This window comes from bacterium SCSIO 12844, assembly GCA_024397935.1.
GTDB lineage: Bacteria > Pseudomonadota > Gammaproteobacteria > Francisellales > Francisellaceae > M0027.
In genome coordinates, this window is record CP073743.1 from 1,268,187 (window position 1) to 1,292,907 (window position 24,721).

At 31.6% G+C, this 24,721-nt stretch carries 18 protein-coding genes; 12 read left to right on the top strand and 6 right to left on the bottom strand.

Annotated features, from left to right (window positions below; all coding sequences use genetic code 11):
- Window positions 1-36: 36 nt before the first annotated feature.
- The 8 genes from thrA to KFE69_06155 all read left to right on the top strand — a co-directional run bounded on the left by thrA (window position 37) and on the right by KFE69_06155 (window position 8,985).
- Complete coding sequence (gene thrA / locus KFE69_06120) at window positions 37-2,466, top strand: bifunctional aspartate kinase/homoserine dehydrogenase I (GenBank protein ID UTW43663.1); 2,430 nt, start codon at window positions 37-39, stop codon at window positions 2,464-2,466.
- Window positions 2,466-3,443 carry a homoserine kinase gene (locus KFE69_06125; GenBank protein ID UTW43664.1) on the top strand — a complete coding sequence of 326 codons (978 nt, stop codon included), beginning with the start codon at window positions 2,466-2,468 and terminating at the stop codon, window positions 3,441-3,443. The genes thrA and KFE69_06125 overlap by 1 nt, the downstream gene beginning before the upstream one ends.
- Before the next feature lie 5 nt (window positions 3,444-3,448).
- Complete coding sequence (gene thrC / locus KFE69_06130) at window positions 3,449-4,732, top strand: threonine synthase (GenBank protein ID UTW43665.1); 1,284 nt, start codon at window positions 3,449-3,451, stop codon at window positions 4,730-4,732.
- Between the two features lie 93 nt (window positions 4,733-4,825).
- A complete protein-coding gene (locus KFE69_06135; protein ID UTW44023.1) occupies window positions 4,826-5,242 on the top strand; it encodes a SufE family protein in 417 nt (138 codons plus the stop codon).
- Window positions 5,235-6,005 (top strand): uroporphyrinogen-III synthase, encoded by a 771-nt coding sequence (locus KFE69_06140; protein UTW43666.1) that lies wholly within the window; start codon window positions 5,235-5,237, stop codon window positions 6,003-6,005. The genes KFE69_06135 and KFE69_06140 overlap by 8 nt, the downstream gene beginning before the upstream one ends.
- Before the next feature lie 13 nt (window positions 6,006-6,018).
- On the top strand, window positions 6,019-7,260 hold the full coding sequence (locus tag KFE69_06145) for a uroporphyrinogen-III C-methyltransferase (GenBank protein UTW43667.1): 1,242 nt from the start codon (window positions 6,019-6,021) through the stop codon (window positions 7,258-7,260).
- A gap of 2 nt (window positions 7,261-7,262) precedes the next feature.
- The gene (locus KFE69_06150; GenBank protein UTW43668.1) at window positions 7,263-8,471 is read left to right on the top strand and encodes a hypothetical protein; all 1,209 of its coding nucleotides are present in this window, start codon (window positions 7,263-7,265) and stop codon (window positions 8,469-8,471) included.
- Window positions 8,472-8,583: 112 nt separating this feature from the next.
- Window positions 8,584-8,985 (top strand): hypothetical protein, encoded by a 402-nt coding sequence (locus KFE69_06155; protein UTW43669.1) that lies wholly within the window; start codon window positions 8,584-8,586, stop codon window positions 8,983-8,985.
- A gap of 54 nt (window positions 8,986-9,039) precedes the next feature.
- On the opposite strand, the gene KFE69_06160 is transcribed toward KFE69_06155, so the two are convergent.
- The 6 genes from KFE69_06160 to KFE69_06185 all read right to left on the bottom strand — a co-directional run bounded on the left by KFE69_06160 (window position 9,040) and on the right by KFE69_06185 (window position 18,537).
- Entirely contained in the window at window positions 9,040-12,078 is a 3,039-nt protein-coding gene (locus KFE69_06160) for an efflux RND transporter permease subunit (GenBank protein ID UTW43670.1), read from the bottom strand.
- On the bottom strand, window positions 12,079-13,134 hold the full coding sequence (locus KFE69_06165; protein UTW43671.1) for an efflux RND transporter periplasmic adaptor subunit: 1,056 nt from the start codon (window positions 13,132-13,134) through the stop codon (window positions 12,079-12,081). It abuts the gene before it with no gap.
- Between the two features lie 126 nt (window positions 13,135-13,260).
- Window positions 13,261-14,418, bottom strand: a complete 1,158-nt coding sequence (locus tag KFE69_06170; protein UTW43672.1) for a hypothetical protein — start codon at window positions 14,416-14,418, stop codon at window positions 13,261-13,263.
- A 103-nt stretch (window positions 14,419-14,521) separates the two neighbouring features.
- Window positions 14,522-16,711 (bottom strand): hypothetical protein, encoded by a 2,190-nt coding sequence (locus tag KFE69_06175; GenBank protein ID UTW43673.1) that lies wholly within the window; start codon window positions 16,709-16,711, stop codon window positions 14,522-14,524.
- Window positions 16,712-16,784: 73 nt separating this feature from the next.
- Window positions 16,785-17,273 carry a retroviral-like aspartic protease family protein gene (locus KFE69_06180; GenBank protein ID UTW43674.1) on the bottom strand — a complete coding sequence of 163 codons (489 nt, stop codon included), beginning with the start codon at window positions 17,271-17,273 and terminating at the stop codon, window positions 16,785-16,787.
- 7 nt (window positions 17,274-17,280) lie between these two features.
- Window positions 17,281-18,537, bottom strand: coding sequence for a D-alanyl-D-alanine carboxypeptidase (locus KFE69_06185; GenBank protein ID UTW43675.1), 1,257 nt, complete (start codon window positions 18,535-18,537; stop codon window positions 17,281-17,283).
- 240 nt (window positions 18,538-18,777) lie between these two features.
- On the opposite strand from KFE69_06185, the gene KFE69_06190 reads away from it, so the two are divergent.
- The 4 genes from KFE69_06190 to KFE69_06205 all read left to right on the top strand — a co-directional run bounded on the left by KFE69_06190 (window position 18,778) and on the right by KFE69_06205 (window position 24,685).
- Window positions 18,778-19,551 carry a hypothetical protein gene (locus tag KFE69_06190; GenBank protein ID UTW43676.1) on the top strand — a complete coding sequence of 258 codons (774 nt, stop codon included), beginning with the start codon at window positions 18,778-18,780 and terminating at the stop codon, window positions 19,549-19,551.
- Window positions 19,552-19,845: 294 nt separating this feature from the next.
- A complete protein-coding gene (locus KFE69_06195) occupies window positions 19,846-22,875 on the top strand; it encodes a DotA/TraY family protein (GenBank protein ID UTW43677.1) in 3,030 nt (1,009 codons plus the stop codon).
- A 120-nt stretch (window positions 22,876-22,995) separates the two neighbouring features.
- Window positions 22,996-23,772, top strand: a complete 777-nt coding sequence (locus KFE69_06200; GenBank protein ID UTW43678.1) for a hypothetical protein — start codon at window positions 22,996-22,998, stop codon at window positions 23,770-23,772.
- 139 nt (window positions 23,773-23,911) lie between these two features.
- On the top strand, window positions 23,912-24,685 hold the full coding sequence (locus KFE69_06205; GenBank protein ID UTW43679.1) for a hypothetical protein: 774 nt from the start codon (window positions 23,912-23,914) through the stop codon (window positions 24,683-24,685).
- The last annotated feature ends 36 nt before the right edge of the window (window positions 24,686-24,721 follow it).

Here is a 24,721-nt window from a genome sequence, read left to right on the forward strand (position 1 = left end):
TCTTATCTAAATAATTAAAAAAATTAATGGAATAAGATGCGCGTTGTACATAAATTTGGCGGTAGTTCACTCAAAGATGAGAAAAAAATTAAAAATGTATTAAATTTAATTGATGGTAAAAATGAAGTTATTGTCGTTTCAGCAATTGGCAAAACAACACAAAATTTAAAAAACTGCGTTGATGCAGCAATGAATAATAAATCCTATGTCAAATTACTAAATAGTATAAAAAAACAGCATTTAGCCATTATAGAAAAAATTGCACCAAGAGCTAAAAGTAAATTAATGAAAGTTATAGAACATGATGTTGAAAGTATATTATATTTACTGATTACAATGCATTTAACAAAACTTGATAGTGAAAAAATAAAAAATTATATTCTAGGTTTTGGTGAAATTTGGTCTGCTCAGATTTTAGCAAGTGTTTTAGTTGAAGAGAAAAAACAAGCTAAATATATTAGTGCTGAAGAAGTACTTTGTGTTGATGATTCAAGAACACCAGTATTAGTTGATTGGCAGAAAAGTCATGAACTATTAAATAAAGCGATTGACTCTGAGTTTGATGGTGTTTATGTGATAACTGGCTTTATAGCATCAAACCATGAAAAACAAAGAACAATTTTAGGTATGAATTGTAGTGATTATTCAGCCAGTATATTTGCTAAATTATTTAACGTTGAGCGACTTATTATATGGACGGATGTTGCAGGTATTTATAGTGCAGATCCATCCGTTGTACCGACAGCTAAACTAATTAAGCATGTTTCCTATAAAGAAGCATTAGAGTTAGCATATTTTGGTGCTTCTGTGGTTCATCCATTAACTATTGGTCCAATGATGGATGAAAATATTCCCATTTTTATTAAAAGTAGTGATGAGAAAAACGGTACTGGAACAGAAATTTCTAATAATATCCCTATGGAAAGTGATGCTTTAATTAAGGGATTAACCTGTGTTGGTCAAGTAACTTTAATTAGAGTTCAAGGTGCTGGCTTAATCGGTGTTTCAGGTATTGCAGCAAAAATTTTTAGTATCTTACATGAAGGTAATATTTCAGTGATGATGATTTCACAAGCCTCATCGGAGTATTCAATTTGCTTTGCCGTTGATCTATTAGAAGGCGATCAAGCGGTTAAGTTGTTGGAAAAGGCCTTTGAGGTTGAAATTGATCGAGGCGTTATTGAGCATATTCATAGTGACAAGCATTATAGTTTAATAACAGCTGTTGGTGATGGCATGAAAAATATGCCAGGATCTTTAGCTAAAATGATTAATCCATTATCAAAAGCAGGTATTAATATTCATGCTGTTGCACAAGGTTCTTCAGAAAGAAGCATTACATTAACAATTAAAGAAAGTAGAGAAAAAGCAGCTTTGAATTTAATTCATCAGGAGTATATTGATGATATAGAGGTTGTAGCGATTGCAATTATTGGAGCTGGTAATATAGCTTGTGCATTAATTGAAGAGATTCAACAATCACAAGAGCAGTTAGCTAAGCTTAGAATTAAAATTAATTTAGTAGTAATTACTAACTCCAAAAAAATGCTGTGTTCAGAAACAAGTCTTATTGATGAAAGTTGGAAGTTAAAATTATCAAAAACGACTAAAAAAATGAGCATAGATGCTTTAGCCGATTTTATAGGTGATTTGCGAGTGAAGTATCGTATGTTGGTTGATGCCACAGATAGCATAGAAGTTGCACAGTCTTATTTATCATTCTTAAAACGTGGAATTAGTGTTATTACACCCAATAAATATGCTAATACACAATCAATGGAATACTATTATGCGCTAAGAAGTACAGCATCTGATACTAGGGCACAGTTTAAGTATGAAACAAATGTCTGTGCAGGTTTACCATTGATTAAATCGATTCAGGAAATGATCTATACTGGCGATAAAGTTGAATGTATAGAAGGAGTTTTCTCTGGTACATTAAGTTATCTTTTTAATGAGCTTAATCAAGGAGTAAGCTTTTCAAAGGCAATTAAGAGCGCTTATGATTTAGGGTATACTGAGCCAGATCCTAGAGAAGACTTATCTGGGATGGATGTTGCACGAAAAGTTGTTATTTTAGCTAGAGAGATTGGTTTCTCAGTTGAAGTTGAAAGTTTAGAAATACAAAACCTAACACCTAAGGCATTAAGAAATTGTAGCAAAGCTGAGTTTTTAAAACGTTTGTCAAAATACGATAAAGAAATGGATCAATTATTTAAACAGTTAAAAGGTGATGCATTAGGACTTCATTATATTGGTATGATTAATACAGAGGGTAAGATTAGTGTCAAAATTCAGCCCTATGATCATTCAAGTGTATTTGCAAGAATACAAGGTACTGATAACTTAGTTGTTATTCGGTCAAGTCGCTATCAAAAGTATCCATTCATTATTCAAGGACCCGGAGCTGGTGCTGATGTTACTGCTGCGGGGGTATTTGGTGATATTTTACAGGTTATTAAATAATGGTAGATGTTCAAATTAATCCTAATATTTATTCAGTGAGTGCATTTGCACCAGCAACAAGCGCTAATTTTTCAGTTGGATTTGATTTAATTGGCTTTCCAATTACAGGTGTGGGCGATACGGTTAAATTAGTTAAACGATCTGATAGTCAAATTAAGATTTGTGCAATAAGTGGTGTTGTTAATGATTCGGTATTATCAAAAGATATCGATAAAAATTTAGTATCCATTGTAATTGATAAACTATTAAAAGATTATAAATTATCCATTGGTTTTGATATTTATTTAGAAAAAGGTATTACTTTAGGTTCAGGTATGGGTGGTTCTGCTGCTTCATCTGTTGCAGCACTTTTAGCACTCAATGAATTTTTTGAAAAGCCACTAGCGCTTGATCAATTGATTAATTATGCTGTTTATGGTGAAAGTCAAATCTCTGGTGGTGCCTATCATGCCGATAATGTTGCACCTTCAATGTTTGGTGGCTTAGTTTTATTGCAAAGTTCAAAACCAGTAAAAATGATTCAGCTTCCTACATGTGATTTGTATGCTGCAATTGTTCAGCCTCAAATGAGTATTGAAACAAAACAAGCACGCGCTATTTTAACCAATCCCTATTCACTTAAAGAAATTACACTACAAACAACAGCATTAGCTGCTAGTATTGCTGGGTTGTATAGAAATGATATGACATTATTCAGTAATAATTTAAAAGATATTTTAATTGAGCCTCGAAGAAAATATTTGATTAAAGGCTATGATGATGTAAAGTCGGTTGCACTATCAAATGGAGCGATTGCTTGTGGTATCTCTGGTTCAGGTCCTTCTATGTTTGCAGTGGCTATGAATACCGAAGATGCCAATAGAGTTGCTTTATCAATGAAAGGTGCATTTGAAAATTTAAACATTCATGCACAATCTTGGGTAACTGCATTAGATGCAGAAGGTGGTAAAGTTCTTGAAGTAATTAAGGATGAATAAAATAGATGAAATTTCATAGTACAAAAGATCGTTCACAATTAGTTTTAGCTTCAGAAGCAATGCAGATAGGCTTAGCAGCAGATAATGGCTTGTTTGTGCCAGAGTATTTCCCACAAATTAACTGGCAAGCTTTTAGTGATCAAATGAAGTACCCACAGTTTGCAGCAAAAGTGTTAGCACCATTTTTTGAAAATGATATTTTATCATATCAGTTAGATGAGGTTTGTAATGAAGCATTTAATTTTGAGATTCCTTTAAAAAAACTGGATAAAAATAATTTAGTTTTAGAATTATTTCATGGGCCAACATTATCATTTAAAGATATTGGTGCGCGCTTTTTAGCAGGCTGCTTAAGTCGAATCCAGTCAGAAAAAACATTTACTATTTTAGTTGCCACATCAGGTGATACTGGTTCAGCTGTTGCTGCAGCATTTCATAAAAAGCCAAATATTCGGGTAATTGTAATGTACCCAGAAGGAAAAATTTCACTTAGACAACAAAAACAGATAACTTGTTGGGGAGATAATATATTAGCAGTAGCCGTTAAAGGTAGATTTGATGACTGTCAAAAATTAGTTAAAGCGGCATTTACAGATAATTATTGGTATGAGCGCACTGCATTAAATACGGCAAATAGTATTAATATTGGTAGATTATTACCACAATCAACTTATTATGCTTATACGAGTTGGCAATATTATTGTTCAACAGGAAAGGGCGCAAATTTTATTGTACCTTCTGGTAATGTTGGTAATATTTCAGCTGCTTTTTGGGCAAAGCAAATGGGGTTTCCAATTGATGAAATTATCTTAGCGCAAAATGCAAATAATGTAATTGGTGATTATGTAGTAACTGGCAAGTATCAACCCAGAAATAGCATAGAAACGCTAGCAAATGCTATGGATGTAGGCAAACCTAGTAACTTTGAGCGCTTAGCTTATTTATATCCTGATTATGCCAACTTTATAGATGAGATTAAAGTGTTTAAAGCCGATGATAAGGGAATTACAGATACAATTATATCTGTATATGATCAGTATCATGAGACTATTTGCCCACACACGGCAACTGGTTTTTATGCAAGAGCGCATTTAAATAAAGAAAAACCTTATATAATGGTTGCAACTGCACACCCGGCAAAATTTGAACAAATCATCGAACCTATATTAAATCAAGTAATTCCACCAACAGAACAGTTAAATACATTACTTAAGCGTAAACATTTTAATATGACAATTGACTCTGATATGCAAAACTTAATTCAAGCAGATAAAGCTTATTTTGGTTGAATTTAACTGTAATAGGTGCGCTGTTAAGTGCTATTGAATATGATATAATTTGAAAATATAAATCACTAGCAGGAATGACTTTATAAAATGGAAATAAGTATTGATCAAAAACAAAAAGAAATTGTTGAGAATTTTGATTATTTTGATAACTGGGGTGATAAGTATGCTTATCTAATTAGCTTGGGAAAGTCTTTAGAAGCATTTCCAGCTTTAAAAAAAGATCAACAACATTTAATTAAAGGCTGTCAATCATTGGTTTGGTTTGATGCTGAATATATTGATGGAAAAGTGTTTTTTAAAGGTACAAGTGATGCTGCTATTGTCTCGGGTCTAATTGCTTTATTATTAGATATTTACAGTGGTCAAACACCACAAACTATAATAGATACAGAACCTTACTTTATTGATGAAATTGGCTTATCACAGCACTTAAGCCCAACTAGAAATAATGGCTTATATGCTATGTTAAAAGCAATTAGGAATTTTGCTAAACATTATGCAAATGAATAATAATCAAGGTGTTTATATACTAAATACTCGGCCAGGTAAGCGAGGAGAAGCTTTAACTATTGAGTTAGAACAATATGGATTTCGAGTATTAACGCAACCAATTCAGAAAATGATTCCATTAACAATTGATATTTCATTATTAAATGAACTTGATAAAAATCAAAGTGATTGGATTTTTATTAGCCCAACAGCGGTTGAATGTTTTGTTAAAGAAGTTTCACCAGATAAATTAAAACTTAAATATAAGCCTAAATTATTAGCTGTTGGTAAAGGAACGGCAGCAGTATTAAAATGTTATTTCCCACAATATGATATTTATTATCCAGAAGGTAGCCATGGTGCTGAAGCATTACTTGAATTGATATTTAAACAAGCTTCAAAAACACAGTCTTATTATATCTTTCGAGGTGAAACAGGTTCAAAACTTTTATCAGAAACACTAAAAAGTCAAGGTGCTGATGTTAAATCTATTATTTGTTATAAACGTCAAGTAACAGATGCAGTGAAAAATGGTAGTCTCAATCATTTACTTCAAAGTGATTATCCGAAAATTGTTATATTAACTAGTTTTGAAGCATTTGAACTTTTGCATTATTATTATACTAACGCCTTATGGTTAAAACATGCTTTAATTACAGTAACAAGTAAACGTATGCTTCACTGGGCAAAAAAAATGGGTTATGAAAAAGTGTTATTTCTTGAGTCTTTAGATAATGAAGCAATTTTAAATAAAATCATTTTGAATAATAAACCTTCGGTTTAAAGGAGTATAGCAGGTGAATGACAAGATTGATCCTGAAAAGGATAAGAACCAAAAACAAGAAGATAAAAGTAAAGCTTCAGTAGAGAAGAAAGATTTAAAAGCTGATCAGAAAGCACAAGTTAAACCTGATATAACTAATCATCAAGATATCAATAAACCAATGACTAAAACAAATAAAGGGCACTCGTTTGTCGTATCATTAGCTTTTATAGTTGGGCTCGCAGGATGTACAATTGCAGGTTATAGCTTATATACACAACACCAACAAGTTAAGTCATTTAATACAACAATTGCGCAAAAGAATACAGAATATAATCAATTAAAATCAGAAACAAAAAAAGCATTAGTGACTTTAAATGAAGTTGTTACAACTCAGAAACAGTCAAGTAAGCTTAATCAAGTAGAGAAAGATAATATTTCATCACTAATGAAAAAAACCTATGCTTTGAATCAACAAGTAAAAGCAATTAAGTCAGATTATTTATTACCGCAGAGTGACTTATATCAGCAAATGATTTTGATTCAAGTCAATGCCGCAGGTATTTATTTAAATATGGCTGATAATTATCTAAAACTATATGCTGGTGGCGATCAAGCAGTTAGTTTGATTAAAGCAGCAGAATCTGCATTAGTTAATGCAGATGAGCGTGCAAAACCTGCATTAGCATTGGTTAGAAAAGCACAATATGCAGTAGAAAATGCAACACTTTTTACGCAATATGGTGATAATATGACTAATATTAATCAACTTATAGCAATGCTAAGTGAATTAAAACTTAAACTACCAGGAAATGCAGCTAAAGTTGATACAGTAGATCATGCTTCTACTGTCGATCAAAGTTGGTATCAATCACTTAAAAATAATTTAGATAAAATGTCTTCTTTAGTGCAAATTCATAAATTAAATCAAACAAGTCAATTACTGACAAATTCTAGCGCAAGAGAAAATCTAGTTGTTACATTAAAATTACAGCTAGAGCAGGCAAAATGGGCTTTACAAAGACGTGACTCTGTGGCGTTTAAAGAAAGTATTACTCAAGTAATTGATGAAGTAAAAACATACTATCAAGTCGATCAAACTCAACAGAAATGGTTGGAAATAGCTAATAGTATTCAATTTGGTCAATCGCAAAACTATATGCAAGCAATGCACCAGGCTATTTATGCTGTTTCTCGACTTGAAACACAAATTATTGCTTCAGCAACTAAAAATAATAATGCGGACCAAAATCAAACTGATAGTAAAGGAGCATGATTATGAGCCGTTTTATCAGTTTTTTAGTGATTATATTAATTGCAGGCTTTATTGGAATTTTGCTTGTTCAAGAGCAAGGAATGATGATTATTACAGTATCTGGTTATATGATTGAATCTCCACTTTGGTTTGCATTATTAAGTATTATCGTTTTAGTTTTTGTTTGTACATTATTAGTTAAGATCTTAAAAGGTACAATTCAAGTACCATTTTTGTTTTCATCATTAATGGTTCGTAGAAAAAGAAAAAAAGCTTTAAAATTATTAAAAGAGACAATGTTAAATGATTTAAGTGATGATTATGATTTGATTTATCAAAACACAAAGGATTTAAAAAATATTAAACATTACCAAGCTTTAAATTATCTAAATTTAACGGATTTGGGTTTATTAATTCAAGCCAATGCATTTCTTAAAACAAAAAACTATCAAGCTTTAGATGAACTTACTACATCAATGGTGAAGAAAAAAGTAAAAGGGCCATTTCTTGAGTGGATTAAAGCACAAAAATTATTAGCTTTAGAAGATGATAAAAGCACTAATCAGGCACATCGAGTGCTGACAGAAGCAAAACTGGATTTTCCAAAATCTAGATTAATTTATCGAGCATTGATAGATTTTAATTTGAAAAAAGGTTATCCGGTAGAAGTTTTACCATTACTTGAAGAAGCAGAGCACCATCGATTATTTACAGAGAGTGAGAAGGATAAATATTATCATCAGGCAATTATTGGTGGATTAAAAGGGCTGAGAGATGCAAATGAAGTTAATTTAAGTGAGTTTTGGAGTGTCATTCCAACTAAATATAAAAAAGATAATCAAATACTATTAGCTTATATTGATGTATTAATTCACATTGGTGAATATGATCAAGCTAAACAAAGTCTTAAAAAACTATTTAAAAAAGCATACTCAGTAGAATTTGTTAAATTATGGGCAAAGCTAAAGCCAATTTCAGCACAAGAACGACTTGAATTTTTAAAAGAACAACTTAAAAGTACAGAGTTACTTCAAAACCCAGAGGTTGTTGTCATTTTTGCAAAGCTTGCAATGGAGTCTAATGATTATGATCAAGCTAAAACATATCTTGAAAGTATTCCTGAAACACCTGAAGTTACAGGTTTGTTAGCAGAAATATATCATCAACTGAGTATGTATCATAAATCAGTTGCCTGTTTTCAGCGTGCATTAAGCTGTTATAGAGTGCAGTGAGTTTTTAGTATGAAAAAGCTAATCAAATTATTAAATGTATGTTGTATTTAGGTATGAGTTTTAAATAAGAGGTTAATATATGCTAAAATTTAATATTCAAATGTTATCATCTATGATAGCTTTGCTTTTTTTAGTTTCAGTTAATATGGTAGTTGCAAAAGATCCTTGTCAACTGGCTTATAAAGCACTTGCAGAGAATGATGATATTATTCACGTAACTGAATATGATTTTAGAGTACCATTAACAAGTATTTCAAATACAGTGTATACGAGTAAAGATTGTCAATCATTTCAAAAGGCATTCACAGTGTCTGACCCGGATTTACTAAAATGTACAAATGGTCATTATGTGGGTGTTTTACCTTCATCGGAAATAAAACCAAATTTAAAATGTTTAAAAATTGTAACCTGCGTTGGTAAAATGTGTAAAACAAATATGATTTACCTTAAATATAATAAATCAGTTAAAAAATATACTGCAATTCCACGAAGTAGTTATTTGATTTTTTCTTAGTAGAGACGTCGATTGATCGCGTCTCAAATAAATAGTCTAGTGCTTATCTAGTTTTTAATATTTAGAATTGCGTTTAAACTTACCTAAGATGCTATAGGCAAGCGGTACAATAATTAATGAAAAAATACTACCAACTAATAAACCTGATACAATTACCATGCCAATCTCTCTTCTTGCTAGCTCACCAATACCTGTTGCTAGTACAAGTGGTAATGCACCTAAAATCATCGTAGCCGATGTCATTAATATAGGTCTTAGTCGAGTCGATGCGCCAGCAATTGCCGCTTCAACTAAAGTGTAGCCTTCAGATAAACGTTTATTAGCAAATTGAACAATTAAAACACCATGTTTGGTAATTAGACCAATTAAGGTGACAAGGCCGATTCCAGTATAAATATTAATACTGCCGCCAATTATTTTCAAACCGACTAAACTACCGATTACGCTTAGTGGAACAGTTAACATAATAACCAAAGGATCAATAAAACTTTCAAAAAGCGCTGCTAAAACAAGATAGATAAAAATAATACCAACGATAAATACCATCAACATACGTTGATTACCTTCTTTCATATCTTTAGCTGCACCAGTAAAATGAATACCAGTAGCAGGAGCAACTTTGGGTATAACTGATTCAATCGCGCTAATGACAGGCCCCATAGAAGCACCTGGCGTAAGTGTAACATCAATTTCAATGGCATTTTGATTATTGTAAGTGCCAATAACTGAAGATTTTGCAATTGGTTTGATATCTAAAAGACGTGCAACACTTATCCAAGTGCCACTCGTTGATTCGATATGAATTTTATTTAATGCATCAAAGGTTGATAAGTTATTTTTATCTAATTGGATAACAACGGGGTAATCAATACCATTTTGACGGTAATCATTATCAAGTTGATAGCTACCAAAATAGATTGATAATACTTGTTGTAATTGTGTTAAATCAACATCGAGAAGAGACGTTTTCTGATCATTAATCGATATTTCATATTCTGGCGATAAATTACTATCATTACGATCAGCAGACTGAACACCATTAATTTTTTCAACTGCATTGACAGCTTTTAGTGATAAATCTTCTAGTTTTTCTAAACTCATAACGCCAGTTAGAAAGAATTGAATATCACCACTACCCGGGTCTGAATGGCTTTGGTGTAATGGAACAGCCATTGCGCCACCACGAAAATTACTATCTTTTTGAATATCTTGGCTTATTTTATTCACTAACAAAGATGCTTTGTCAAAATATCTATCTTTCAAAATAATAAAATTAATATTAAACAAATTGCCACTTTGGCTCATTGTGATGCTGCCATAGTGATTAGCATAGCCAGTTTCGGTCATATCATTAGCAATCTGGTTGCCTTTTTTCTGAAGCGCTTCAACTGAGGTTGAAGAAGAGCCTTTAATAAATGATTGAATAATACCAATAGTATCATTTGGAAATAGGTTAGAAGATAGATTACGACAGAGAAAACCACTGAAGATAATAATAATGATCATCAGTACAGTCCATAACCATTTACGTTTAAATAAACGATTTAGTAGTCGCTGATATAGGTTGGTCAGTTTATGTAAGAATAATTCGAGACCTTTTTGATATTTATTTTGAGCTTTTGATTTAAGTAAGTAGGCACACATTGCAGGAGTTAGCGTTAATGCAACAAAGCCAGAGATTAAGATGCTCAGTGCTAATGTAAAGGCAAATTCTTGGAAATAAATAGCAGAAGGTCCTGACATAAATGCAATTGGAAAATAAACAGCGATAAGCGTAATGGTAATACCAATGATTGCAAAATAGATTTCTTGACTACCAATAAGCGCTGCCTTGTACTCATTTAAACCTTTTTCAATATGTCGTATGACATTTTCAAGTACAACAATTGCATCATCAACAACTAATCCTACGGCTAAGACTAGTGCAAGTAAGGTCATCATATCAATAGAGTAGTCTTTAACATAAAGAAAGATAAACGTACCAATAAGACAGACTGGAATTGTTACTAAAGGTATAATTGTTGCCCTTAGCTGTCCAAGAAATAATAATGAGACTAATGCAACTAAAATAATTGCGATTATAATGGTCTCAATGACTTCAACAATGGATTGCTTTAACGGTTGTGCTAAATTCATTAACACAGAAATACTCATACCATGGGGAAGTGAGGCATTGATTTGATTAACTTTTTCAATCACTAAGTTTGCAACATCAATAGGGTTGGCATCATCAGCTGCTTCAATCTCTAGTATAACGCCTGCTTTACCATCAATGGATGCAGAAGTTTCATCAGGAATTGTAGCTGCACCAAAACCAATATCAGCAACATCTTTTAGATAAATTAAGCGACCATTACGTTTTGCGACAATTACTTTTTTAAAGTCTGAAATATTTTTAAATGAACTGGATAAATTGATCGTAATATTGCCACCTTGTGTAATTAATTTACCAGCAGCAGTACTACTATTTAATTTATTTAAAAGACTGGTAATATCGATAGGAGAAAGTTTGTATTGTGCCATTTTATTAGGATTTAAGCTAACACGTACGGCTAGTGTTTGTGCAGTTAAATCAATACCACTAACACCAGGGACTTGATTTAAATCTTGGGTGATGGCACTTTCAACATAGGATGCTGTTTGGCCTGTGGTTTTATTTGGGTCGGTTACACCAAGTAAAATAATTGTATTGCCACCACCTGATTGTTGAAGTTGTGGAGTTTGAGTATTTTCAGGTAAATTCACCGATGAAATTGATCGAGAGATATCTGCTTGAGCAGAGACGAAATCAGCCTTAGAGATATTATTAAATTTAATTTTGATAAAGCTTCTTCCATCAACAGAGAATGCATTGATAAAAGCAATATTAGGAACATTTGATAGTGATGAGACAATTTTTTGTGTCACATCGCTTTGTACTACTTCAGCACTTGCACCTGGATAAACTGTCATTATGCGTAAAGTTGGTTTAAATTGTTTGGGCTCAAATCGTACAGGCAGAAGTAATAAGGTTAATAAGCCAAAAAGAATAATTGTAGCTGAGATGACAATAGATAAGACCGGGCGTTCGATACATAGCTTAGATAAATTCATTTATTTAGTTACCTTAACAGCCATACCGTCAGTGATGCCATTAGCATTTTTAATAATTTTTACTCCAGGGTTAATTCCTGATTTGATAATATACTGGCCACTAGAAGATACAAGCCCGACATCAATTGATATTGCTTTTGCTTTACCATCAACAATTTCAAATACGCTATAACCTTTATTAATCAATGCAAGTGCACTCATTGGTACTAAAATTACCTTACTTTGAGCATTAAGAATATGGTTAACATCAACGTTCATACCAGGCGATAGTAAATCATCAACATTATTATATTTTGCTCTGACATTAAAAGTTAAAGAATCCGTATTTACATCTGGAGAGATATAATTAACGATGGCTTTAAATTTTTGGTTTGGGTAGGCGTCTGTTGTTATGATTACACTTTGGTCAATTTTAACTTTACCGATTAACGTTTCAGGTAAAGCATACTCAACTTCAAGGTCCTTTCGATCTACAAGTGTTACTAATGCGCTACCACTTTCAACATAGCTTCCAATAGCAACTTCAGCGACACCTGTTTTGCCATCAAAAGGTGCTTTAACTTTTGTATGCTCATAGTTTGCTTGTGCTGATTGATAGTTTGCAAGTGCAGTTTGGTATTGTGCTTTGAACTTGTCTAACTCTTCTTTTGAGACAGCTTGGGCGTCTTTATAAAGTGTTTGATAGCGTTGATAGTCAGCTGTTAGTTGATCGAGTTGAGCTTGTGCTGTTTGTAAAGCAGACAATGCGTTTGCATCATCAACTGTTAATAGCAATTGTCCTTTTTTAACCAATTGACCATTGGTAAAGTTAATTGACTGAATAACGCCTGTAACTTGGGATTTTAAATCAACCGAATTCGGTGCAATTAATGAACCATAGGTTGTATATAATTCTGGAGAGTTGGTTTCTTTTAATTCAATTAAATCAACATAAGTTGCTTCTTTATGACTTGAAACAAGAGACTTTGAAGCATTTGAATGGAAATAAAAATAGTAAATACATGATGCAATAATAATAATTGCGATAACAATGATTAAAGTTAAGTACTTTCTCATAAAATATGGGTATATCCAGTAGAATTTTATTCTATTTTATAGCATATCATATTCATTGGTTATTTAATTTAATATTTTTATTTTTAGAGGATTAAAAGTAATCTAAATATTGCTAATCACTTAGATTCAATTTCGACCTAATAAGGCAGAAAAATTCCAGATTGCAAATTTAATGTTATTTGTATTGATATCATATTGTTGCTGTAGTGTTTGGGTTAGCGCTTGATTAAATTGGCATAAGTTTTGTTTTGACCAGCCAGTGTCACCAAAAAATTTAGGCTCACCGGAGAGGGTAATAAAGACTTCAGCATTACTATCATTAGGTTTGCTATTTAATGGTTTTTTAGAAAATAAATAAGCCAGATAATCAGCAACCAAAGTTGGGTTTTGTGAAGTATATATTGTATTTTGCATTCTATTTTGTGCTACAGCAAGTGGCAGGATATTACCTGTATAAGGCTTGCTACCCATATTGGCATCAACAACACGATAAGTTGTTCCAGCTTGTAATGTGCCAGTAGAAGATTTAGGTAAATCAGGTGTTGTTTGTCCTTGTTCAAACGTGAAACTTGATTCTAAATTATAATATTGTGGATAACCATAATCTAAATCATTTGGACCATAACGAGATACATCACCATAGCTTGGACCGACATATCCATAGCTAACAGCGGGTTCTGCTAATGTAATACCTGTAGGACATAATGAGGCAGCATTACCATTAAGGCATGATTTTTCTGCTCGAAGATCATTAATATCTTGTGGTTCTAAATAACTTTGTTCAATTGAAAATTCAGTAAAGCCTTTACCTGAAGGAAAGACAGCATTGATTTTATTCATAAGTATGATGCTATTACTCATAACACATTGCCAACTGATGCAATTTTGTGTATTGGGATTTCCATTATCAGGGTTCCACCAGATATGATATTTAGCACTACTTTTAGAATTATCAGGGTGAAAGCCAATACTGATTGTGTGATTTCCATAAACAGAGTATAACGCTTTGATAAGGTTTTGATACTTTTTAACGAGCTGGTTATAGGCTTCTATCGTTGTTATTCCAGCAAGTGTAACACGTAGATTAATACGTTCAACATTAGGTGCAAGTTGATAGATATCATTAGCATATTGTTGAATATTATCCGGTGGTTGTGTTTCAGCAATCAATGCTTTGATCCAATTATTATTACAAGTTGTTGTATTTTCATGAGCAGATATAAAATTAGGTAAGCCTATAACTAATAAAAACATGGTAATGAAGTAATTAAATTGAAAATTCATATTTGTTACTTTACCTTAAAGCAGTTGTTAATTTGGTTTTATAATCATAGTTGATCTATGATAATGTAGCGAATTTTTACTAATGTAGATCGTAATAATTAACTTATGCATTGATTAATTGAAGTGGTTTTGCATGGGTAGTTTTACTAGGATTAAATAAATTTTTAGGCATCATAGGGTAATGATGATTATTTAGCGTATTTTGTTTAACAAAACGACTAAACTCATTAACACTTACTTCAAATGATTGGCGATCTGCTCGTCTAACATAGAAATCCATCATTTTAGGCTGTAGTTCGATAATCTGTTGATGTATTTGCTCATAACGTTTTAATTTTTGTTCAATAGTGAGAGATTGATTTTCTATTAGTTGATTTGCATAGTACTTAATGTAATTGGTTACAGCTTGATTCATATAAAAATTACAGTGTTTCGATTCAACTGATTTAAGAGGCTTGAGATTGAAAAGTTTATTGATATTTTCAACAAATGATTGCAGTTTATCGATATTAATAGCTTGAGTATCTACGCATTTTAATAAAATATGATTAAAGCATTCTTTTTTAATATCTGGATTGTTAATTTTATCAATTAAAAACACTAATGAATCAATGATATTTTGATCAAAAAAATCATCTAGGTTATATAATAAATCAATTTGCTCTTGTAAATTGAAAATAGATAAGCTTTGCGCTAATTCATATTGGCATGTTTTAGGATAAAGTGTTAATAATGCCTTGATTGTTTTTATAGGTAATTCGTTTTCTGGCAAAGTATTTTGGTATTCATTGTATAATTGTTTGATTGCAGAATTAATGGTGTGATATTTTTGTATAATATAAAATTTAGCTGCTCGATAGCGTTGATATAGACTACCTTTAGGGTTTATACGCTTATAGTTATGAATAATATAATGATTAATGTCACCAAAAATACTTAAATAATTTTGTTCATGATTAGCATATTTATCATTTAATTGAGTAATTAGCTCTCGATGATGGCGTTTTTTAAAAAAGCCAGGGTTATTGTATTGATTAAAAAATGATAATAAATCTGCGATATCAATAGGCTGCTGTTTTGCTAACTGATGCTTTGGTTTAATTAAACAATAAGTTTTATAAACTAAAAAGGGTGTTGCTAATACAGCACCTGCAATGATACAGCCTAAAGATACAGCAGCATCAGCTAATGGGTGTTGACTAATTAGAATATCAATACCAGCTGCAGCAGCAAGTGAGTTTTTAATGGTGTTAACATAATCTCTAACCGTTGAAAATGGTTTTGAAATAGCTTTATATACTTTATAGATTGGGTTATTTTCAAATTTATCTTTTTTAGCATTGAGTTGGATTTCTTTATTGGTTAAGGCAATTTTTAGTTGTGCTTTAATTTCATCATCTGTTTGACCGTCAATATGCCCAATATATTTTTTATAATTAGGATCATGTTTAAATTGATCATGATATGTAAGCAACTTATTTTCTTTATCTAGTGTTTTTAGAAATTTAAGATATTCAAACTCTTCTTTTAACTGTGTTTCTTTTTCTTTGAAATATTTATTAATAATAGAACCTAAAGTATAGATACCATAAAATACAGCCATACCAATAGCGACAGGTGGTACAGAAGCTGATACACCAAATAAACCTAAGAGCATAAATATATTACCAGCAACATATAACCCATCTGTTAAGCCATCAATAACATTGGTAAAAATAAGCTTGCGGTTATTTTTAGTGTTTGGTGGTTTTATTGTATTAATGGAATGTGTAGTAGAATTGATAAGGTATTGCTCGATTGCTTTTAAGTTAGCATTTCTTTTCTCTTCAAGTTTTAATTTATACAGATTATTTGCAACTAATAAAATACCAACTGTAAATCCAATAGCACCAGCAGGTGAAAGTAGTGAAGATGCAATACTTTGATGGCTAAATGTAGCAACTAAATTTGAAATATTAATCACTGCATGACGGCCATTTTTAGCGCCACTTAAACCAGTTCTAAATTGTTTATAATACTGATCAGTTTTTTTATGTGTATGAAATTGAGAGTACGCTTTAAAACTACCAAATATGCCAAGCATTACAAATAAGCTTAAGGATGAGTAATAGGTTGCATCATGCTCAAAATTTAATTCTTTGCCAGAGATATCTTCAAAATAGCCTAAAATACTTTCTGCTAAATAAATTGAGTCAGCTTGTTGGTCAAATGCATTTAAAATACGTTGATAGTAATAACGTTCATTGTCAAACTTATTTTGATAATAAATATTGTCTAATTCAGTATAACTCATCATAAGTACCTAAAACTGAATATTTTGACGTTATTATGGCAAAGAACTGTTACATATTTATTAAATGTGTGATTTATTTGTTTTGAATTAATATAAGCTGATTATTTTTTTGTTGCATTTCAAGACGTCTTAATGCACTCATACCGAGTAAAATATAATCATCATCAGATGATGGGTTAATACTAGCTACAACATGATTAAGCGTAATGCTACCAATTGTTAATTGATCAATATAAGTTCGATAGATAGTAATTTTACCATTAGCAGTCATTGCTTGATAGCGTGCACCTCTTTTAAGACCTATTGTTTTAGCAATAGACTCTGGGATAGAGACGCTGGTTGCACCGGTATCAACGATAAATTTAACTTTATGATTATTAATATAACCATAGGTGGCATAATGATGGTTGATAGCATTTAGAATTACAGTATTGCGATGGAGTGTTTCATTGGATTCTGGTGTTAGCTGTTTCTCTTGATTTGTTTGCATAATTATATGAATAATAAATGCTAGGCAAATAAAAGCTGCAATCCAGAATATATAAATCGTTTTTTTTTGCATTTAAATCTTAAAACCAACCACGAATGGTATGTCCTATATTTGTAAAAAATCCAGCTTTTTCAACAGATTGTAAAGCATATACAGGTGTGGTGACAAGTATCTTTCCTTTTAAGGTAACAGTTAAAGTACCGACTACTTGATCTTTTTTAATGGGGGCTTTTAAATTTTCATTCGCCATAACATTTAAATGAATAAGTTTATCTTGGCCTTTAGCAAGTGTTAAAACTACATCATTTTTAACAGCTACTGGTAATTGATATTGGTAAGTTTCAGCATTATTAATACGCAGTTTAGCAATGCTTTTTCCATGATCTGCAACATCGTAGTTTTCAAAAAATCTAAACCCATAGGTTAGAAGTTTATTTGATTCTTCAGTTCTAGCTGTATCACTTGGCGCACCTAAAACAATAGCGATTAGACGTCTACTATCTTTTATTTGAGAAGATGCAAGGCTAAAACCTGCCTGGTCAGTATAGCCTGTTTTTATTCCATCAACACCTGTTTTTTGATTCAGTAATCGGTTGCGATTATTTTGTGTAATACCATTAAATGTAAAACTTTTTTGACTGTAAAGTTTATATAGCTCAGGAAAAGTATGAATATAAGCTCGCGATAAAATAGCCATATCATAGGCAGAAGTATATTGATTTTTAGCCGGTAATCCATCTGAGGTTGAAAAGTTGCTATGATTCATTCCTAACTGTTTGGCAGTATGGTTCATTAATTCAACAAATGATTGTTCACTGCCTGCAACAAATTCAGCTAAGGCAACTGTTGCATCATTTCCAGAAGAAATGACCATGCCTTTAAATAAATCGCCAACTGTTAAATGATCAGATGGTTTAATAAACATTTTTGATCCTGGTGTTTTCCAGGCCTTTTTACTAATTGGGACTACTTCACCCCATTTGATCATATTATCATGTAATGCTTGACCTATTACATAAGCAGCAAGTATTTTTGTAAGGCTTGCAGGTTTATGCTCTTTATTCATATTTTTTTCAGTTAAGATTTCACCAGTTTGATAATCCATTAATACCCAGGCAGCTGCATTAAGTCTAATTTTAGGTGGTTCAGGAATAACGGTTGGAATTGATTGTTGTGGCATATAATGTGTTGAGGTATTTTGTGCAAGTTGTATTTGAGGTTTATTATCAACTTTAATCATACTTTGGTTAGTATTAGCAATTGTTACTGAGGCTGTAGAAGTTATAATAATAGAGCCTAAAGCAATTAACCCATATGATTTGATTGGATGAATCATTTTCCTTTATACTCCTTATAAATGATTTTAAGTCGCTATTTGTTAATTCTAGTATAGATTTGAAATCCTTTAAAAATAAATAATTTTCTAGTACTTATGGTTATTTTTTCTGATTGGCTTTAGTGTTGATTATATGAAGCACTTAAACTTTTATTGTTTTTTTCAGTTTTTAGTATGACTTATTATGCTTAAACTAAGCGTAAGCGAAATATAATAATAACAAATTAGTAAGAGATTTTAATGAAATTAAGTATATATCAGAAAGTTTTTATCTTAGGTTTTAGTTTTTTTCCTGGCTTTGTATTCGCTAAGTGTGAAACAGTTGCTAAAGTGGAGATGCAAAACTCTTGCCCATTTGCAATTAATGTTATTGTTGATAATAAGTCACCACAAACAATACAGCCGGGTGATACGAAGATGGTTGGGGATGTGTCAAATGGAACGATAAAATTTACAGATGGGATAAATAACGATATTAATACAGATTATGGAGAGATTAAAGTTAGTAAAACTGATACGGGTTCTGGGTGTCAGCATCATATTAAAGAAGATAAGGCTCATGGAGATTTTAGTGATCCAGATGGTTTTGATGATAGAAGTTCTGATAAAGGTAGTGGACAAAAGAAAACTTATACATGGCATTTTGATATATGCAGAAATGGCTATGATAATGCAGTAACAGTTCAAGCAATTGGCTTAGGTAATATTCATATTGAAAAAGATAATACTTATTATTCATCGAATGTAATTTATTTACAACCAAATGATAATGGTGGTTATGATACTTATGATATTACATTTAGCAATACTACAACCGCTTGTCATTTGAAGTATGATTATAATGGTAAATACTTTGTTTCATCATGTGATGGAAGTAATATTAAGGGGTTTTTTACAAATAATAATACGCAGTTAGTCTATATATGCCAACAAAATAGTTCCGGTAATTTAGAATGTCCATTTTTAAAATCCAATGCTGTATCAGAAAGTTATCATTATAATTATGGCGTTTAAAGCATATTACTTTAAACATGAAAATACTGAAAAAATAGCGCATTGTTTCAGTTTTTTGAGATTTATAGTTAATTATAATTAAATAAAACTATAAAAAATATGATTAATTAACAGGCGGGAGCAACAAACCATGACTAATTTAACACGAATCAAATCGGGTTGACTTCATTAAAATTACTTAGGTAATACATCTTTTAGAACTTCTATCTAAAGATAGCAAATTAACAAATTCTCTAGCACTTTAAATAAGTGTTTGTGGCTTATTATATTCAATAATATAGGTGAAAGTAGCGTATGAGTTCGACAATTTGGGGAACAGTCCCAGCAGGTGATGCCTCACAAAAAGTACTAAACACAATATTTGGTGGTGATGTTCAAACCTTATTAACAAGTATTAACCCAACACTATTTAGTACTACATTTAAGTATTTTAATGCAGGCCTTTTAGCTGTAGTTTTTATTATTTATGCTTTTGTTATTCTTGTTGGTACAGTTAATACAGCTAGAGATGGTCAGTTTTTAGGAAAAAACTGGAGTGGGCATTGGATCTCATTAAGAGCTATTTTTGGCACAATGTTTGCAGTGCCATTAAGTACAGGATATTGCGTTGCTCAATACTTGATCTTTGCAATGGTAACAGCAGGAGTGTCATTTGCTGATTATGTTTGGGAAAAAGTAGTTGGGGATGTTATAACGAATAATGTACCTCCGGTTGTTAGCTCAGAAGTATCAAATAATATTGATACTTATTTAGCTACTTTTATGATGAGTAATTTAACAAGAGATATGTTAGGTAATGATACGTTTGTAAAGCCTGAGGGTAGTTCAGGTAACGCTCCGTGTATTAAGGCAAATAATACATTGCCAGTTAAAGTAAAAGTTCCTCAATCAACTTATGATGCAAATGATAATGTTACAGGAACCAGTTATACAACTGAGAAATTTCAAGTTCATCCTATATCATGTGATATTAGTTTTTCAACAGATATTAATAATAGTTTTGTTCAATCGTATGCTGAACCATTAGCTACTGCAGTTCAACTAAATTCTGATGGTTCAATTAATTCTAGCGTAAAACCATTTGATAGTTATACATCGATATTAAATCAAGGCTTATCATCTTGGTCTCAAGTAGAAGGCAGTAATGATCAGTATATTCAATATAAATTAGATACAGCTGACTGGATTGGTAAACTTAATATTAATCAAATGGTTAATCAGCCAAGCCAAAGTGATATTAATACAATTGCAGATCAATATGGTTTATCTGATTATAGTTATTTAATAATTAATTTAGTTGAAGACCCTGATGAAATTTTAGATCCGAAATATTCGAATGCAATTAATGATACATCAACACAAATTATTAAAAAATTAGAAGAATATTCTGGTTCTATAACAGAAGAATGTGACTATTCAGATGATACAAATATATGTTATAAGGCTAAAAATTATGGTTGGTGGGATGCAGATACACTTTATCTTGATTTAGATAATAGTTTATCGCAGAACTTACAGAATCTATATGCCAATTTTGCTAAACTCTCTAATGCAGCAAACTTAGTTTCTAATCAAACAACGATTCCAATTGATTATCAATTTCTTAATGTTCATTACATAAGAGTTGAAAATGGGATTGATAATTTAATAAAGAACTCAGAGTCATTTGACCCAACAGATAATAGTAATTATCAATATCAAGCACAAGTTAACTTAGAACCATTTCAAGATCAGATAGCAGAAGATGATTCATTTACCACTTCAATGAGTGCAGTTAGAGATTTATTTAATCAGATTATCAGTGACTCCAGCTTATCTGATAGTGATAAAAGTTTATATCAACAACAAGTAAATAATCTTTTAACTGATGGTATGCAATTTCAATATGCACAGTATCTTTATATTGATTATTCATTAGTTAGTTCAGTTTATTCTCCCTATGTGGATTCAAGTATCAGTAATAGTAAAAAACAAACTGAAGCAAATAAATTATTTAACAAGGCTGTATTGCCAATTATTAATTTATTTACATTTTTTTCAGGCAATGATATTGATTTTGGTGGTAGTGAAGCTTCAGTTAATACATCAAATGTAACCGATCAAGCACAAGAGCTGTTAACGGAGATATTTAATTCATTAGGTACGAATGATAACTCAGCTGCAGCTGGTGGTTTATTACAACAAATTTATGATATAGGTTGTGTTAATGGTGACTGTAGTGGAGACAGTGACTACACCAATGATGAAGGTGGAACAGATTTTGCTGCACAAAATTTCAGTATGATTCAAAATGTGCAAGCAGTGGGTATGGCGCTGATTGAAGGAACAATTAATAGTATGATGGGTATTTTCTCTCATGCTAAAGATCAACTGCAAGAGATACAAAATTCAGCGCAGAAAAAATTTAAAAAAGATAAAAAGAAATCAGAAGAGTATGCAGGGTGGAATGCTGCAACAGGAGGCTTATACAGTAGTACATTTGCCGCACAAAGTGGTTTAGATTATGCCCAATCTATGTTTCAAGTTACAATGAAGCTAGCAGAATTTTCATTAAGTTTAATGTGGCTACCATTAGTATTATTTGTTTTAACGAGTATATTTAGTATTGGTATTTCATTCTCTATTATTATACCGTTAACGCCCTATATTCTTTTTTGGGCTGGTAAAACAGCATGGTTATTATTGGTTATTGAGGCAATGGCTGCTGCACCTGTTGTTGCACTTGGTTTGGTTTATCCAGAAGGGCATGAAGTTTTTGGTAAAGCAGAGCCTGGTATTCAGATTTGTATGAATTTGATATTAAGACCTGTATTTATGATTTTAGGTATGATTTTTGGTATTGGTCTAACTTATGTTGTTATTCAGTACTCAGCAGATGGTTTTCATGCAATTACAGATTCATTATTAGACTTAATGCCAGCATCTAATGGTACAGATGCGGCAAGTTATGCCAGAGGAGTATTTTCTTGTATGATCATTTTCTTATATGCAACATTTTTATCCATGGCATTTATGAAGTGTTTTTCATTAATTTATGTTATTCCTGATAAAGTATTACAGTGGATTGGCAATACTAGAGGTGAACGTGCAGGGGAGGCTGAAATCCAAGAGTTTAAAGGTGCAGGTATGCAATATGCACAAAGTGCAGCTCAGGCAGGAGGACAGACAATGACTCAAGGCATTGAAGCTGAAAAATCTAAAACATCATCCTATGCACAAGGTAAAAGAGAAACATCTCAAGCAACTTCACAGCGTAATTTAGCAATTTCAAATGACTCTGCAAATACAGCTAAACAAGCAGGGGAGGCGGCATTAATGATGTAAAGAAATTGTCTTTGATTGCTTAAATTTTTCATAATAATTTCAGTTTAATTTGCTTACTAATCTAGTTAGTCTAATTAAAGTTATATTAACAGTATAAATATGATGTGGGGTTGTATCATTATGCTAAGACCAAACCAATTGACTTATTTAATAGCATTACTATTTTTACCAGTGTTTGCATATGCAGGGTGTAAAAGTAAAGCAGTTGTTAAGATTAAAAACTCTTGTCCATTTACGTTAAAAGTAAATGTAGATGATAAGAAAACGATAAAAATTAATCCTGGAGATACACAAGAGGTTGCATCAATATCAAATGATACGGTTGATTTTGATGATGGAATCGTGGTAGGTAATGCTAAAATTAAAACATCATCTAGTGGTAATGGTACGACTGAGTGTAAATGGCATGTTGAATATACTTATTATAATGGATTTGACGATCCACAAGGCTTAAATGATGGATTAGATAATTTTAGTAAAAGTAATTCTAACTGGCTTGGAGTGAAACAAACTGGAACATGGAAGTTCAATTTAAATATGTGCCAAGGAGGGTATAAATTAAAGCCAACAACAATTGGTTTAGGCAGAGTAAATGTTGAAAAAAATAATACACCGGATTCAGATGGTTATATTATTTTAAGTGGGGCTGATGATAATAATAGCTACCCTATGTATGATTTTAATTTTACTTCAACAACAACTGCATGTCATTTAAAATATGATTACTCAGGAAATCATTATGTTTTATCTTGTGATCAAGGTAATGTGAAAGGTTTTTTTATGAATGATAACAAAGATCTTGTATTTATGTGTCAACAAGATGCTTCTGGTCATTCAAAGTGCCCTTATATAACACCTAGAGGATCAAATAACTATCAGTATAACTACAAGAGTTAACTTATATTTACCCTAACTAATAAGTTTTATTACTGAGATTTTTCTTAATAATTTCAGTTTTATTTGATTATTAGCTTAGATAGCCTAAAAACACATTTTATATTAAGAATAATAAATATGTGATTGGGGTTGTGTGAATATGGTAAAATCTAAGCAGTTAATCAGCATAATAATAACATTATTATTACCAATATTTTCTTATGCTAGTTGTAAAAGTAAAGCACAAGTTACCATTAAAAATTCATGTCCATTTACATTAAATGTAACCGTTAATAATGGTTCAGCTCAAAGTATTGACCCAGGGAGCAGTAAGCAAGTTGCTTCTGTATCTAATGGTGAAATTGATTTTAATGATGGCATTGTTAGTGGTACGGCATGGATTAAAACATCGGCAAGTGGTTGGGATAATTTCTTAGGTCATGATTGTACAGCCAAAGTGCAATCATCTTCATCTTATAATTTTGATGCTGGTAGTCAGTTAGCAACCCAAACAACAAATGGAAGCCCTAGCTGGTCAGGTGCAACTGGTACTTGGAAATTTAATCTCACTATTTGTGAAGGGGGGTATAAATTAACACCGACAACGATTGGTTTAGGTAAAGTATCTATTGAAAAAAATAATTCTCCAGATATTGATGGATATGTCACTTTAAGTAGTGCTGATGATAATAATAGTTACCCAATGTATGATTTTCATTTTACTTCAACAACAACTGCATGCCATTTAAAATACGATTACTCAGGAAAACATTATATCCTATCTTGTGACCAAGGTAATGTGAAAGGGTTTTTTATGAATGATAACAAAAATCTTATATTTATGTGTCAACAAGATGCTTCAGGTGATTCAAAATGTCCATATGTAACACCTAAAGGATCAAATAATAGTTATCAGTATAATTATTTGAGTTAATTAAAAATTAAGACAATACAAAAACATAGCTGGATA